Here is a 13,050-nt window from a genome sequence, read left to right on the forward strand (position 1 = left end):
GACGCCTCAGCCGCCGCGCGCGCTCGCCTCGATGGCCTTGAGGGCGTCCTGCAGCTCCTGGAACAGCGCCTGGGTGTGGCCGACCACCTCGCCGATGTCCTTGGCCGAGCCCGTGGCCTGTTCGGCCAGGGCGCGCACCTCCTCGGCCACCACCGAGAAGCCGCGTCCCGCCTCGCCGGCCCGCGCCGCCTCGATGGAGGCGTTGAGCGACAGCAGATGCGTGCGCATGGCGATCGCCTCGATGTCCTCGGCGAACTGGGTGACCCGCTGGTTGGCCTTGGCGAACTCCTCGGTGCGCTCGACCATGTTGGCGCGATGGGTGACGTCCTCGGCCACGTCGCGCAGGAAGGCGGTGTAGACCAGGCGCTCGTCGATGCGGATGCGCGCCAGCGACAGGCTGGCCCAGGTCGAATCGCCGTCCTTGCGCACCACCTCGACCTCGCGGGTCCTGCCGACGATGCGGTCCTCGCCGCTATCGCGATTGCGCTGCACGTAGGCGTCGTGATTTCCCTGGATGGCGTGGGGCACCAGCATCTTGACGTTCTCGCCCAGCACCTCGCGGCGCTCATAGCCCCACAGCCGCTCGGCGGCGGCGTTGAAGAAGGTCACCCGATTCTGCTCGTCGATGGTCACCACGGCATTGACGGCCTGCTCCAGGGTGCTTTCCATCAGGGTGCGGAACTCGCGCTCCTCGGTGATATCGCGCACGAAGGCGGTGTAGCACTGGCGTCCGTCGACCACGAAGCGCGACAGCGCCAGATTGACCCAGCGCGTCTCGCCGTCGAAGCGCTCCAGCTGGACGTCGCGGCTGGTGCCGACGATGCGGTCGTCGCCGTGGCGGCGGTGACGATCGACGAAGCCGTCGTGCTGGCCGCGGATCGCCCCGGGCACCAGGCGATTGACGTTCTCGCCCAGCACCTGCTCGCGGCGACAGCCCCACAGCCGCTCGGCGGCGGCGTTGAAGAAGGTCACCCGGTTCTGGTCGTCGATGCTGACCACCGCGTCCAGGCACTGCTCAAGCGCCTGATGGGCGCCCTGATCCGACGGGCGCTCCTCGCCGAGTTCGCGCACCACGGCGGCATAGCCCTCGCCGTCGCCCAGGGCGACGCGGGACAGCGCGATGCCCACCCGCCGCCGGCTGCCGTCGGGGCGCTCCAGCATCACTTCGCGATGCCGCCCCACCTGGACGTCCCGGCCGCTGGCGCGGCTGACGTGCAGATGGTCCTGATGCTGGTCGCGCAGCAGCTCCGGCACCAGCCGGTCCACCGGCTGGCCGAGCACCGCCTTGCGGGACAGCCCCCAGAGCCGCTCCGCCGCGGCATTGAAGCGGACCACCCGATCGGCGACATCGATCACCACCATGCCGTCCACCGCGGATTCCATGACCGACTCGGCGAGCCCTTCGGGCGCCGCGCGATCCAGCACCGGTGCCCCTGCCGATGCCTCTTCGCTCCCACGCTGCCACCACTTGCGGTAGTTCAACTGCATGAGTTCCCCCTGCCTTTTTCTGATGCTTTTTTATGACGATTGACGGAAATCACTCTCCGCCGATCGCATGACACTATTTGCCACCCTAGTCTGACTTCGGCGATTCGGTCGTTGAATTGAGACAATGGCGCGTCACGGCGCCCACGCTCGGGGCCATCGCTCGACTCCGGCGGGACATCAGAGAGGGAAAAAGACAGGAAGGAATGCGTTAAAAGAACTGGCGCCGCCGGGATCAGCGCTTGTCTGACCCGGCGGAATCGCCCGGCTCACCGGCTTCGCCCGACTCGCCGGATTCGCGGGCCAGGCGCTCCACGGCGCCGCCGCCCTCGCGGGTCAGCCCCTCGAGCCGCTCGATCTGCTCGCCCAGCCGCGGCAGCGCCTCGCGGCGATAGCTCGCCAGGTCGTCGACCGCCGCCATGACGTCGGCGAAGGCGCCCTCGAGGGCCTTCATGTCGAGGTTGGCGGAGGCGGCGCGGGTCTGGATGTCCACGCCCTGCTGGCGCAGCGCCCGGGCGGTGCCGGCGATGGTCTCGCTGGTGGTGGCGTTGAGCGACTCGACGCGGTCGAGCACCAGCCGCTGGTTGGCCAGCGCCAGCGCCACGGTGGCCGCCACGCTCAGCGCCGACACCGTGACGTTGACCGCCCGGTCGACGCCGCGCATCAGCTCGCGGTTGTTGCGGATGATCACCTCCAGCGCCAGCACGCCCTGCTGGCATACCGCCTGCTGCTGCTGGAGGTCGAGGATGCGCTGGCGCAGCGGGAACAGCAGCTCCTCCTCGACGAAGGCGCGGCGGTCGTCGTCGACGATCCCGTCGCGGGCCGCCATCAGGCGCTCGTCGATCAGCCGCCCCAGCGACACCTGGCGCTCGAGCTGGTCGAGGGTCGCGCGCATGGCCTCCTGGTCGTCGGCGAGGGTCAGGTTGTCCCGCTCCAGCATGTCGCGGCCGCCCTGGAGATCGGCGATGATCGCCTCCAGCGCCTGCTGGGCGGTCTCGAAGCGGTGGAAGTAGCGCTGCAGCCGGCTGCTGGCGCCCGGCAGCAGGCGACGCACACGGTCGAAGCGACCGGGCTCGAGGCGATGATGGCGAGGATCCAGATCATCCATGCGGCCGCGCAGCGCCACCAGCGCCTTGGCGACGGGCCCGCCTTCCTCGCCATGGCGGGCCAGCTGGCGCAGCGGCGTCTTGAGCATCTCGCTCTGGCGCGCGGCCTGCTGCTGGAGTTCGAGGCCCATCTCGTCCACCGCCCGACGCTGCCGGGTGGCGGCGCCCTCGGCCTCGTCGCCCAGGGTCTCGGTCACGAAGGCCTCGGCCATGGCGGCGAGCTGCGGGTCCGCCGCGGCGCGTCCGGCCTCGTCCGCGGCCGGCCGCTCCAGCTCCTCGGCAATGCGTTCCACGGGCGGCAGCGACAGCGGGCTGCCCTTGGGCTGAGACGCGTCGGTCATGGTGGGCTCTCCTTGATGTTGCCAGGGGGCGCGCCGGCGGCCCGGCGCGCCGGGTCAGGTCTCGCGGCCGTAGCGCCCGGCGCCGTCGATGAAGCGGCGCAGCTCCTCGCAGGCCTGGTCGGCGCCGACCCTGGCCCGCGGGCGGCCGGTGACGATGCGCGACAGCGCCACGCTGGTGTCGTCCAGCGCGGTCAGCGCCGCCTCGTTGCGCGCGGCCAGCCGGCGCAGCGATTTCTCGGTGTCCTCGATCAGCGCCAGCCGGCGGCGCAGGGCGTCGGTCTCGTTGGCCGACAGACTGCCGGCCTCATGGCCGAGGCGGCGGCGGATGAAGTCGATGTCGAGGCCGGCCACGCCCCGGGCCTGGGAGGCCATGGCGGTGAAGTTGTCCACCGCGCCCATGCACACCTCGACCACCAGCGAGCGGGCCCGCTCGTGGGCCAGCTCGCCGGCCGTGAAGCGCGAGGCCATGACCTCCAGCACGTTGCCGTAGCGGCTGTAGAGGCGATCGACCTGGGCGGCGTGATCGGCTCGGTCGACCTCCAGCAGCGCCTGCTTGGCCCGGCACAGCGCCTGCACCACCTCGTCGGCCTCCGCCGGCGGGTGGTCGGGGTCGAGCTCGCTGACGCCGGCCTCGCGGGTCGACTCGTGACGGCGGCGGGTGGCCTCGGCGCGCAGCATCTCCTCGAGCCGGCGCTTGTGGCGCCGCGCCCGGAAGCGTCGCCAGCGACGCTCCAGCGGCAGCTCCACGGCGATGCCGACCAGCCCCGCCAGCCAGCCGCCGAGGCTGGGGTCGAAGCCGCCCCACAGCGAGGTCAGCCACATCAGCAGGCTGAGGAAGGGCACCAGGAAGGCGTAGCGCACCACCACCTGCCAGCGGGTGGGGTGCTCGCTGGCCAGCGCCAGCCGCGGGCTGGCCAGCCCGGCCAGGCACCAGGGCAGGCAGGTCAGAAACAGGCCGTAGGCGGCTCCCTGAAGGAATCCCAGCATGGCGTCGTCGTGGCCTCCCGTCGGCCGGTCTCGATGGTGACGGTCTCATGATGAGGCCAGCACGGCCATCCCGCCACCCCGACCGACGACACGCACCAATAAAGTGCAGCTGATGACGACCGATTCACTCTCAAGGTGCGGCGAGGACCGGCTCGCGCGTCGGCTCGGCCTGCGGGGCCGCATCGCGCCGATACTCGATCACGCCATACCAGCCCAGGCCCTCGTAGGTCTCGTAGCCCGGCGTCTCGGCGAAGGCGACCAGGCGCCGCTCGTCGCGGTCGAAGCCGCGCTCGCGGCCCTCGGGCGACAGCGGGAAGGTCTCGCCCAGGGCCGCCTCGCCGAGGGAGTCGGCGATGATGCCGTGGCGGGCGTCGACCAGCATCACCCGGCAGCGCTCGCGCTCCTCCTCGGACAGACCCACGCCCTGCACCACGTCGCGGGACTGGGGCGCCCAGTCGAAGAAGATGCCCAGCACGCCGGTCACCGCGCCGTCTTCGCGGCCGCCCTCGCGAATCGCGGTGGCGTAGGTGGCCACTGCGGCGTCTTCCAGAGAGGGATTGCGCTCGATATCGGCGACGATGAAGTCGTCCCCGGAGGCGGTGCGCAGCGCCCGCTGGAACCAGTCGTCGCTCGAGACGTCGGCGCCGATGGCTTCGGGATAACGGTCGGGACGGCCGGTGGCGATCACCCGGCCGTCCCGGTCGGCGACCCACAGGTCCAGATAGACGGTGTAGGAGCGCAGGATGGTGGCCAGCCGGTCACTGGCGTGGGCCTGACGGGCCGCGTCATCCGGCGCCGAGGCGGCTTCGACCACGGCGCTGTCGGTAGCCCACCAGCGCACGTCGCAGGAGCGCTCGAAGAGGTTGCGGTCGATGATCTCCACCGCGTTCAGGGCCAGGTCGGTGAGGCGCTGGCCGCGGAAGTCATCGACCATGGACGTGCCCGCCTCTTGCAGCTCGGCAGTCTGGCGGGCGACCTCGTCGCGAAAGCTGCGGGCGATGCGCTGGATGTCGCTGGACACCTCGCCCATCTGTTCAGCGACCACGCCGAAAGCGGCGCCCGCCGACCCGGCGCGGGCCGCCTCGATGCGGGCGTTGAGGGCCAGGATCTCGGTCTGGCGGGTGATGCTCTCGATCCGTCCGATCTTCTCGCGGGTCACGTCGGACATGCCGTAGGCCAGGTCGAGGATACGATTCTCTTGCACGAGCAGACTCCTTGTTATCGTATGGGGCGGTGCCCTGCGTCAGGTTTCGTCATTCGCTAATGCAGAGAACGCGATGCAAGAAGCGGGCCCGCGCCGTGATATGCTCGCTGCGCCGAGGAACATGATCTGCCGTCAGGACCCGCCCCACGTGATCTCCGCCGACTCCCTCGCCACCGCCGCCAGCCAGGCCTGGCACCAGCGCCTGGCCCAACTGATCCGCAGCGCCGGTCATGCCGGCCTGCCGACCCTGCTGGAGCAGACGCTGCACGAGCTGGTCGGGTTCGACACCATCCTGATCAACACCTACAAGGGGCGTCACCGGCCCCTGCTGATCCACGACAACTATCCGCCGGATCGGCGGCAGCAGGGCATCGAGCGCTACCTGAGCCAGGCCTACCTGCTCGATCCCTTCTTCCAGGCCGTCCACGACGGGCTCGACCACGGCGCCTGCCGGCTGCGCGAGCTGGCGCCGGACCGCTTCGAGGCGAGCGACTACTACCACCACTACTATCGCGCCCTGGGGCTATCCGACGAGATCGGGCTGTTCGCCCGGGTCGACGCCGACGTGGTGATGGTGGTGTCGCTGGGCTTCCGCGGCGACGGCCCTCGGGTGACGCGACGCGCCATGCTGGCGCTTCGCCATATCGCTCCGGTGGTGGCCGCCCTGCTTGGCGAATACTGGAAGTGGCAGGGGCACGGCTTCCAGGCCCGACTGGAGGAGCGCGAGCCGGTGGAGGCGGCCTTCGACAGCTTCGGTCAGGAGGCCCTGACCCAGCGCGAGCGCGAGATCGTGAGACTGCTGCTGGCGGGGCACTCCACCAAGTCGGCGGCCCGCGAGCTCGACATCAGCGACGGCACCGTCAAGGTCCACCGCAAGCACATCTACCAGCGCCTGGACGTCTCCAGCCAGTCGCAGCTTTTCCGGCTGTTCCTCGACCACGTGGCGCTGGTCTCGCGCCAGCAGGGCGGCTGACGCGAAAAGGCCGGCCGCGGCGAACCGCGGCCGGCAAGTCGAGGGTTCCCCTCCCCCATCAGTGCTCCAGGCTCCGCCCCTCAGGGCGCCAGCGTCATCCACACGCTCTTCAGATCGGAGTACTCCTCCAGCGAGTGGTGGGACTTGTCGCGCCCGTTGCCCGACTGCTTGACCCCGCCGAAGGGCACCGTCTGGTCCATGTCCGCCCAGTTGTTGACGAACACCTGACCCGAGCGCAGCCGGCGCGTGACGCGCATGATGCGGTCGATGTCCTGGCTCCACAGCCCGGCCGCCAGGCCGTAGTCGCTGTCGTTGGCCAGCCGTACCGCCTCGTCCTCGTCATCGAAGCCGAACACCGCCAGCACCGGGCCGAAGATCTCCTCGCGGCCGATGGCCATGGTCTCGGTGACGCCGTCGAACACCGTCGGCGGGATAAACAGCCCGGGACCGTCCAGCGACTGACCACCTGAACGCAGGGTCGCGCCCTCCGCCACGCCGCGGCGGATATAGTCGAGCACCCGCTCGTACTGGGCCTGATCGACCATCGCGCCCATGAAGCTGTCCGGGTCCAGCGGGTCGCCGGGCTGCATGCGCTCGGCGGCGGCCAGCACCTTGTCGACGAAGGCCTCGCGGATCGAGTTCTCGACCAGCAGCCGCGAGCCGGCGATGCACACCTCGCCCTGGTTGTGGAAGATCGCCCCGGCGGCGTGCTCGGCGACCCTGTCGAGATCCTTGCAGTCGGCGAACACCAGGTTCGGGCTCTTGCCGCCGCACTCCAGGAACACCTTCTTGAGATTGGACTGGCCGGCGTACTGCATCAGCTGCTTGCCGACCCCGGTGGAGCCGGTGAAGGCCAGGCAGTCGACGTCCATCGACAGCGCCAGCGCCTTGCCCACGGTATGGCCGAAGCCCGGCAGCACCTGGAACACGCCGCGCGGCAGGCCGGCCTCGCGGGCCAGGTTGGCCAGGCGCAGCGCCGACAGCGGCGACTTCTCCGAGGGCTTGAGGATGACGCTGTTGCCGGCGGCCAGGGCCGGGCCGATCTTCCAGGCGGTCATCATCAGCGGGAAGTTCCACGGCACGATGGAGGCTACCACCCCCAGCGGCTCGCGCAGCACCAGGCCCAGCGAGTCGTTGCCGGTGGGCGCGACCTCGCCGTAGAGCTTGTCGATCGACTCGGCATGATGGCGCAGGCAGCCGATGGCGCCGGCCATGTCGCCGAGCGAACTTCCGACCGGCTTGCCCATGTCCAGGGTGTCGAGCAGCGCCAGCTCGTGCTTGTGGTCCTCCATCAGCGCGGCGAGGCGCAGCAGCACGGCCTTGCGCTGGCCCGGGGCCAGCCGCGACCACTCGCCGGCGTCGAAGGCGCGCCGGGCGGCCGATACCGCCCGTTCGGCGTCGGCGGCGTCACAGCTCGCCACCTCGGCCAGCGTCTCGCCGGTGGCCGGGTTGACGGTGGTCAGGGTCGCGCCATCGGCGGCGTCGACGAAGGCGTCGTCGATATAGGCGCGGGTCTCGATGCCTTGCTCGACCAGCGAGGCGGCCAGCGCCTGCCAGTCGGCGCGGGTCCGGGGAATTCGGCGATGTTCGGTCATAGAGGGCTCCCGTGATCAGGCTGGGCGGTCGGCGCGGGCGACCATGGCGTCGCACAGCACCTGGGCCCCCAGGCTGCAGTGCTCCGGGGTGGCGTACTCGGCCTCGTTGTGGCTGATGCCGTCGCGGCAGGGGATGAAGATCATCGCGGTGGGGGCGACGCGGGACACGTAGACGGCGTCGTGCCCGGCGCCGCTCATCATGCGCCGCCAGGGCACCGCCTGGGCCCGGGTCGCGGCTTCCACCGCGGCGATGCACTCGGGGGCGAACGCCACCACCGGCGAGGCCCAGATCCGCTGCTGTGATACCGCCACGCCGAAGGTCTCGCCGGCGGCGGCCAGCTCGCGCTCGAACAGCGCCTGGAGGGCGTCCAGCTCGGCCTCCACCACGTGGCGCAGGTCGACGGTGAGGCGCACCTCGCCGGGGATGACGTTACGCGAGGCCGCCTCGATGTCCAGGCAGCCGCAGGTGACCTTGGTGTCGCCGCTGGCGTCGGCCAGGGCGTGGGCCTGCAGGCGGTCGATCAGGCGCGCCGCCGCGGCCAGGGCATCGTGGCGCAGCCGCATCGGAGTGGGGCCGGCATGGGCCGACTGGCCGGAGAAGGTGACGTCGAACCAGCGCATGCCCTGCACGCCGGTGACCACACCGATGGATTCCCCGGCATCCTCGAGCACCGGCCCCTGCTCGATGTGCAGCTCGAAGAAGCCGTCCAGCCGCGGCTCGCCCACCGGCAGGTCGCCGTCGAAGCCGCAGGCCACCAGGGCCTCACCGAGGGTCACGCCGTCGGCGTCGCGACGGGCCAGGGTGTCCTCGACGGCGAACTCACCGGCATAGGTGCCGGAGGCGACCATCGCCGGGGCGAAGCGGCTGCCTTCCTCGTTGGTCCATACCACCAGCTCGAGGGGGCGCTCGGTGACGATGCCCCGGTCGTGCAGGCTGCGGAACACCTCGAGCCCGGCCAGCACGCCGAGGATGCCGTCGAAGCGGCCGCCCTTGGGCTGGGTGTCCAGGTGGCTGCCGGTGGCCACCGGCTCGAGGTCTTCGCGCTTGCCGGCGCGACGAATGAACAGGTTGCCGACCCGGTCGACCCGCCAGGTGCAGCCGATCGCCTCGCACCAGTCGAGCAGCAGGCGCCGGCCGGCGGCATCCTCGGGGGTCAGCGCCAGTCGGCAGCTACCGCCGTTGGCGGTGGGGCCGATCTCGGCCATGGCCATCAGCGTGTCCCACAGCCGCTGGCCGTCGATGGTCGTCGTCATGGTGCGCTCTCCGATCGTTGTTCGAATGTCGTGGAAGGAACCTTACGGGCCGGGCTCGTGACCCCGATATACCCCAATCAGGATATGTCCACGGCTCCCCGGGGCTGGCTAGGCTGGCCTCCACTCGACAGGAGGTAATGCCATGACCACAACAAGCCCCCATCCGACGACCGACCGCCCCGTCCTCGATACCGAGACCCTGTGGCAGAAGGACAAGGATCACTTCATCCACCCCTTCACCGACTTCAGCGTCTTCCACGAGGAAGGCTGTGAACTGATCACCGACAGTGACGGCATCTACGTGGAAGACTCGCGTGGAAATCGCTTTATCGATGGCATCGCCGGGCTGTGGTGCGTCAATGTCGGCCATGGCCGCGCCGAGATCGGCCAGGCCATGGCCGACCAGGCCACCCGCATGGCCTACTTCTCTACCTTCAACAACCTGTCCAACGCTCCCGCCGCCGAGCTCTCCGCCAAGCTGGCCGAGCTCGCGCCCTCGCATCTCAACCACGTGTTCTACAGCTGCGGCGGCTCAACGGCCAACGACGCCACCATCCGCCTGGTCCACTACTACTTCAACCGCCTGGGCAAGCCGAACAAGAAGCGCATCATTTCACGCAACAACGCCTACCACGGCACCACCTACCTGGCCGCCACCCTGACCGGCATCGAGAGCAACAACTGGGCGTTCGATACCCTCGACCATCTGGTGACCCACCTCAGCGAGGCCAACTGCTATCGCCGGCCAGAGGGCATGAGCGAGGCCGAGTACTGCGACCATCTGGTGAAGGAGTTCGAGGACACCGTCGCCGAGATCGGCGCCGACAACATCGCCGCCTTCATCGCCGAACCGATCATGGGGGCAGGCGGCGTGCTGGTGGCCCCGACGGACTACCACAAGCGCATGCAGGCGGTATGCCGCGCCAATGAGATCCTCTACATCGCCGACGAGGTAGTGACCGGCTTCGGCCGCCTGGGGCATTTCTTCGCCTCCGAGGCGATGTTCGAGACCCAGCCGGACATCATCAACTGCGCCAAGGGCCTGTCGTCCGGCTACGCACCGCTGGGCGCCACCCTGATCTCCGACGAGATCTACGAAGTGCTGGGCACCCCACAGGGCAAGGGCGGCGTGCTGAGCACCGGCTTCACCTACTCCGGCCATCCGGTGAGCTGTGCGGCGGCGCTCAAGAGCATCGAGATCATCGAACGCGAGGCGATCTGCGAGAACGTTCGCGAAGTGGGACCCTATCTCGAGCGGCAGCTGAAGACGCTCGGCCACCACGCCACCGTCGGCAACGTGCGGGGCAGCCACTTCATGATGTGCCTGGAGAACGTGGCCGACAAGGACACCAAGGCGCTGCTGCCGGTGGAGGCCCGAGTCGGCGACCGCATCGCCTTCGAGGCCCAGAAACGCGGCCTGATCATCCGCCCGGTGGGCCATCTGAACGTCATCTCGCCGACCCTGATCTGGACCCGCGAGACCGTCGATACCGCGGTGGCGATCCTCGACGAGGCGCTCTCCGCGGCCACCGAGTCGCTCCAGCGAGACGGCTTCCTGTAATCGTCCGACGCGGCGCCCTGGCGGGCGCCGCACGCGTCAGATCCGCTCAATAGACAACGACAAAAGAGATCTCCCATGGAAACCTATGGCGCCTGGAGCCTGATCCCCACCCTGGTGGTGCTGGGCATGGCTCTGATCACCCGACGCACCATCGAGTCCCTGCTGGCAGGCACCCTGGTCGGTCTGCTGATGATCGACCCGACCACCGTCATCACCCAGGGGTCCGACATCCTGCTCGGCGTGCTGGGCAACGATACCGTGACCTGGATCATCCTGGTCTGCGGCCTGTTCGGCAGCCTGATCGCCCTGCTGGTGAAGACCGGCGGGGTGCTCAGCTTCGGCGACGTGATGACACGCCGTATCCGGCACAAGCATCAGAGCCTGCTGACGACCTGGGTACTGGGCCTGGTGATCTTCGTCGACGATTACCTCAACGCCCTGACCATCAGCGCCTCGATGAAGAAGATCACCGACCGCTTCGGCATTTCCCGCGAGAAGCTGGCCTACATCGTCGACTCCACGGCGGCGCCGGTATGCATTCTGGTGCCTTTCTCCACCTGGGCGGTGTTCTTCGCCGGCCTGCTGGAGGAGAACAACGTGACGGGCAACGGCATGGGCCTGTACATCGAGGCCATTCCCTACATGTTCTATGCCTGGATCGCGGCCGCCATCGTGCCGCTGGTGGCGCTCGGGTGGATGCCCGACATCGGCCCGATGAAGACCGCCGAGGCTCGCGCGGCCGGCGGCCATCCGATACCCGAGGGGGTCGCCGATGCCACCCTGGAAGTCGACGAGGACAAGCCTCGTCCTCACCTGATCAACTTCCTGCTGCCCATCGCCACGCTGATCTTCTTCACCTGGTACTTCGACATCGATATCCTGCGCGGCGTCATCGTGTCGCTGGCCGTGCTGCTGGTGCTGATCGGCGCTCAGCGACTGCTGAGCTTCCACGAGACCTTCGACACCGCACTGGACGGTTTCAAGGCCATGATCATGCCGCTCGGCACCCTGGTGGCCGGCTTCACCCTCAAGGAAGTCAACGACGTCCTGGGGCTGACCGATTTCGTGATCGCCACCGTCGAACCGCTGATGACCCCCGGCATGCTGCCGGCGGTGGTCTTCGTCACCATGGCCTTCCTGGCGTTCGCTACCGGCTCCTTCTGGGGGCTGTTCGCCGTGGCCATGCCCATCGTGCTGCCGCTGGCAGGAAGCGTCGACGCCAGCATGCCGCTGGTGGTGGGCGCCCTGATCTCGGCCAGCGCCTTCGGCAGCCACGCCTGCTTCTACGGCGACTCCACCGTGCTCTCCGCCCAGGGTAGTGGCTGCACGCCGATGGCCCATGCCCTGACCCAGCTTCCCTACGTGCTGATTGCCGCCACCATCGCCACCGGTGTATTCCTGGTGGTCGGTCACCTGTGAGACCCGACATGACGATGACATCAACCCAAGGCGCCCGGTCGGGCGCCGCTCCTCAGAGCCCGGCCGCCCGGGGCTTCGCCATGCCCGCGGAGTTCGCCCCCCATGATGCCTGCTGGATGCTCTGGCCCCAGCGCCCCGACACCTGGCGCTATGGCGCCAAACCGGCCCAGCAGGCCTTCGTCGAGGTGGCCACCGCCATCGCCGAGAGCGAGACGGTGTTCGTCGGCGTCAACGACGAGCAGTACGAGAATGCCCGCATCCAGCTGCCGGAACACGTGCGGGTAGTCGAGATCTCCAGCAACGATGCCTGGATGCGCGATGTGGGCCCGACCTTCCTCACCCACCCCGACGGCCGGATGGCGATGGTCGACTGGGAATTCAACGCCTGGGGCGGCCTGAAGGGCGGGCTCTACTTCCCCTGGGACAAGGATCGCCGCATCCGCACCAAGATCGCCGAGATGCTCGGTATCGAACGCTTCGTGGCGCCCGTGGTGCTGGAAGGCGGAGCCATCCACGTGGACGGCGAAGGCACCCTGCTGACCACCGAGGAGTGCCTGCTCAACGAGAACCGCAATCCGGACCTGTCCAGGGCCGAGATGGAACGCATCCTGTGCGATACCCTCGGCGTGGAGAAGGTGATCTGGCTGCCTCGCGGCTGCCACCTCGACGAGACAGACGGCCACGTCGACAACCTGGCCTGCTTCGTGGCCCCCCGCGAAGTGGCCCTGACCTGGACCGACGACGAGTCCGACCCCCAGCACGCCATCTCCCGGGAGGCGCTGGCGGTGCTGGAAAGCGCCACCGACGCCCGCGGGCGCCCCCTGACGGTACACCGACTGCCCCAGCCCGGCCCGTTGCACATTGCCGAGGACGAGGCCAGCGGCATCGACCGCCTCAGCCACTCGCACCCGCGGCGCCCCGGCGATCGCATGGCCGGCTCCTACGTCAACTTCTACATCGGCAACTCGGTGGTGGTGATGCCGCTGCTCGACCCGGCGCATGACGACGAGGCGCGCGCCATCGTTCAGCGCCTGTTTCCGACCCGGCGGGTGATCGGTGTGCCGGCCCGGGAGATTCTGCTCGGCGGCGGCAATATCCACAGCCTGTCTCTTATACACATCTGAA

10 protein-coding genes are annotated in these 13,050 nt (G+C 69.2%); 4 read left to right on the forward strand and 6 right to left on the reverse strand.

The genetic code is table 11. The features are described 5' to 3' along the window. Positions 1-6 precede the first annotated feature (6 nt). The 4 genes from C9J49_RS15955 to C9J49_RS15970 form a co-directional block, all read right to left on the reverse strand. Positions 7-1,488, reverse strand: coding sequence for a PAS domain S-box protein (locus C9J49_RS15955; protein ID WP_107181413.1), 1,482 nt, complete (start codon positions 1,486-1,488; stop codon positions 7-9). Between the two features lie 232 nt (positions 1,489-1,720). Continuing rightward, positions 1,721-2,932, reverse strand: a complete 1,212-nt coding sequence (locus C9J49_RS15960; RefSeq protein WP_107181414.1) for a toxic anion resistance protein — start codon at positions 2,930-2,932, stop codon at positions 1,721-1,723. Between the two features lie 54 nt (positions 2,933-2,986). Continuing rightward, positions 2,987-3,919, reverse strand: coding sequence for a cobyrinic acid a,c-diamide synthase (locus C9J49_RS15965; RefSeq protein ID WP_107181415.1), 933 nt, complete (start codon positions 3,917-3,919; stop codon positions 2,987-2,989). A gap of 130 nt (positions 3,920-4,049) precedes the next feature. Then, positions 4,050-5,123 (reverse strand): methyl-accepting chemotaxis protein, encoded by a 1,074-nt coding sequence (locus C9J49_RS15970; protein ID WP_281288378.1) that lies wholly within the window; start codon positions 5,121-5,123, stop codon positions 4,050-4,052. Between the two features lie 121 nt (positions 5,124-5,244). Between C9J49_RS15970 and C9J49_RS15975 the strand changes: the two genes are divergently transcribed. Beyond that, positions 5,245-6,096, forward strand: coding sequence for a helix-turn-helix transcriptional regulator (locus tag C9J49_RS15975; protein ID WP_046079584.1), 852 nt, complete (start codon positions 5,245-5,247; stop codon positions 6,094-6,096). An 80-nt stretch (positions 6,097-6,176) separates the two neighbouring features. On the opposite strand, the gene C9J49_RS15980 is transcribed toward C9J49_RS15975, so the two are convergent. Beyond that, positions 6,177-7,691 (reverse strand): aldehyde dehydrogenase, encoded by a 1,515-nt coding sequence (locus C9J49_RS15980; RefSeq protein ID WP_111382316.1) that lies wholly within the window; start codon positions 7,689-7,691, stop codon positions 6,177-6,179. Positions 7,692-7,706: 15 nt separating this feature from the next. Beyond that, positions 7,707-8,945 carry a M20 family metallo-hydrolase gene (locus tag C9J49_RS15985; RefSeq protein WP_107181416.1) on the reverse strand — a complete coding sequence of 413 codons (1,239 nt, stop codon included), beginning with the start codon at positions 8,943-8,945 and terminating at the stop codon, positions 7,707-7,709. Positions 8,946-9,087: 142 nt separating this feature from the next. Between C9J49_RS15985 and C9J49_RS15990 the strand changes: the two genes are divergently transcribed. From C9J49_RS15990 to aguA, 3 genes are all read left to right on the forward strand, one after another. Then, on the forward strand, positions 9,088-10,506 hold the full coding sequence (locus C9J49_RS15990) for an aminotransferase (protein ID WP_107181417.1): 1,419 nt from the start codon (positions 9,088-9,090) through the stop codon (positions 10,504-10,506). Between the two features lie 75 nt (positions 10,507-10,581). After that, a complete protein-coding gene (locus C9J49_RS15995; RefSeq protein ID WP_107181418.1) occupies positions 10,582-11,925 on the forward strand; it encodes a Na+/H+ antiporter NhaC family protein in 1,344 nt (447 codons plus the stop codon). Positions 11,926-11,939: 14 nt separating this feature from the next. Then, positions 11,940-13,049: an agmatine deiminase gene (gene aguA / locus C9J49_RS16000; protein ID WP_111382317.1), complete on the forward strand. Its 1,110-nt coding sequence runs from the start codon at positions 11,940-11,942 to the stop codon at positions 13,047-13,049. Position 13,050: the final 1 nt, after the last annotated feature.

Source organism: Halomonas sp. SL1, from assembly GCF_003030865.2.
Classification (GTDB): Bacteria; Pseudomonadota; Gammaproteobacteria; order Pseudomonadales; family Halomonadaceae; genus Halomonas; species Halomonas halophila.

Excerpts from the sequence above, each read along its gene's own strand:
- C9J49_RS15980 (WP_111382316.1), bottom strand. The coding sequence starts at position 7,691 with ATGACCGAACATCGCCGAATTCCCCGGACCCGCGCCGACTGGCAGGCG.
- C9J49_RS15975 (WP_046079584.1), top strand. The coding sequence starts at position 5,245 with ATGATCTGCCGTCAGGACCCGCCCCACGTGATCTCCGCCGACTCCCTC.
- C9J49_RS15965 (WP_107181415.1), bottom strand. The coding sequence starts at position 3,919 with ATGCTGGGATTCCTTCAGGGAGCCGCCTACGGCCTGTTTCTGACCTGC.
- aguA (WP_111382317.1), top strand. The coding sequence starts at position 11,940 with ATGACATCAACCCAAGGCGCCCGGTCGGGCGCCGCTCCTCAGAGCCCG.
- C9J49_RS15960 (WP_107181414.1), bottom strand. The coding sequence starts at position 2,932 with ATGACCGACGCGTCTCAGCCCAAGGGCAGCCCGCTGTCGCTGCCGCCC.
- C9J49_RS15995 (WP_107181418.1), top strand. The coding sequence starts at position 10,582 with ATGGAAACCTATGGCGCCTGGAGCCTGATCCCCACCCTGGTGGTGCTG.
- C9J49_RS15955 (WP_107181413.1), bottom strand. The coding sequence starts at position 1,488 with ATGCAGTTGAACTACCGCAAGTGGTGGCAGCGTGGGAGCGAAGAGGCA.
- C9J49_RS15985 (WP_107181416.1), bottom strand. The coding sequence starts at position 8,945 with ATGACGACGACCATCGACGGCCAGCGGCTGTGGGACACGCTGATGGCC.
- C9J49_RS15990 (WP_107181417.1), top strand. The coding sequence starts at position 9,088 with ATGACCACAACAAGCCCCCATCCGACGACCGACCGCCCCGTCCTCGAT.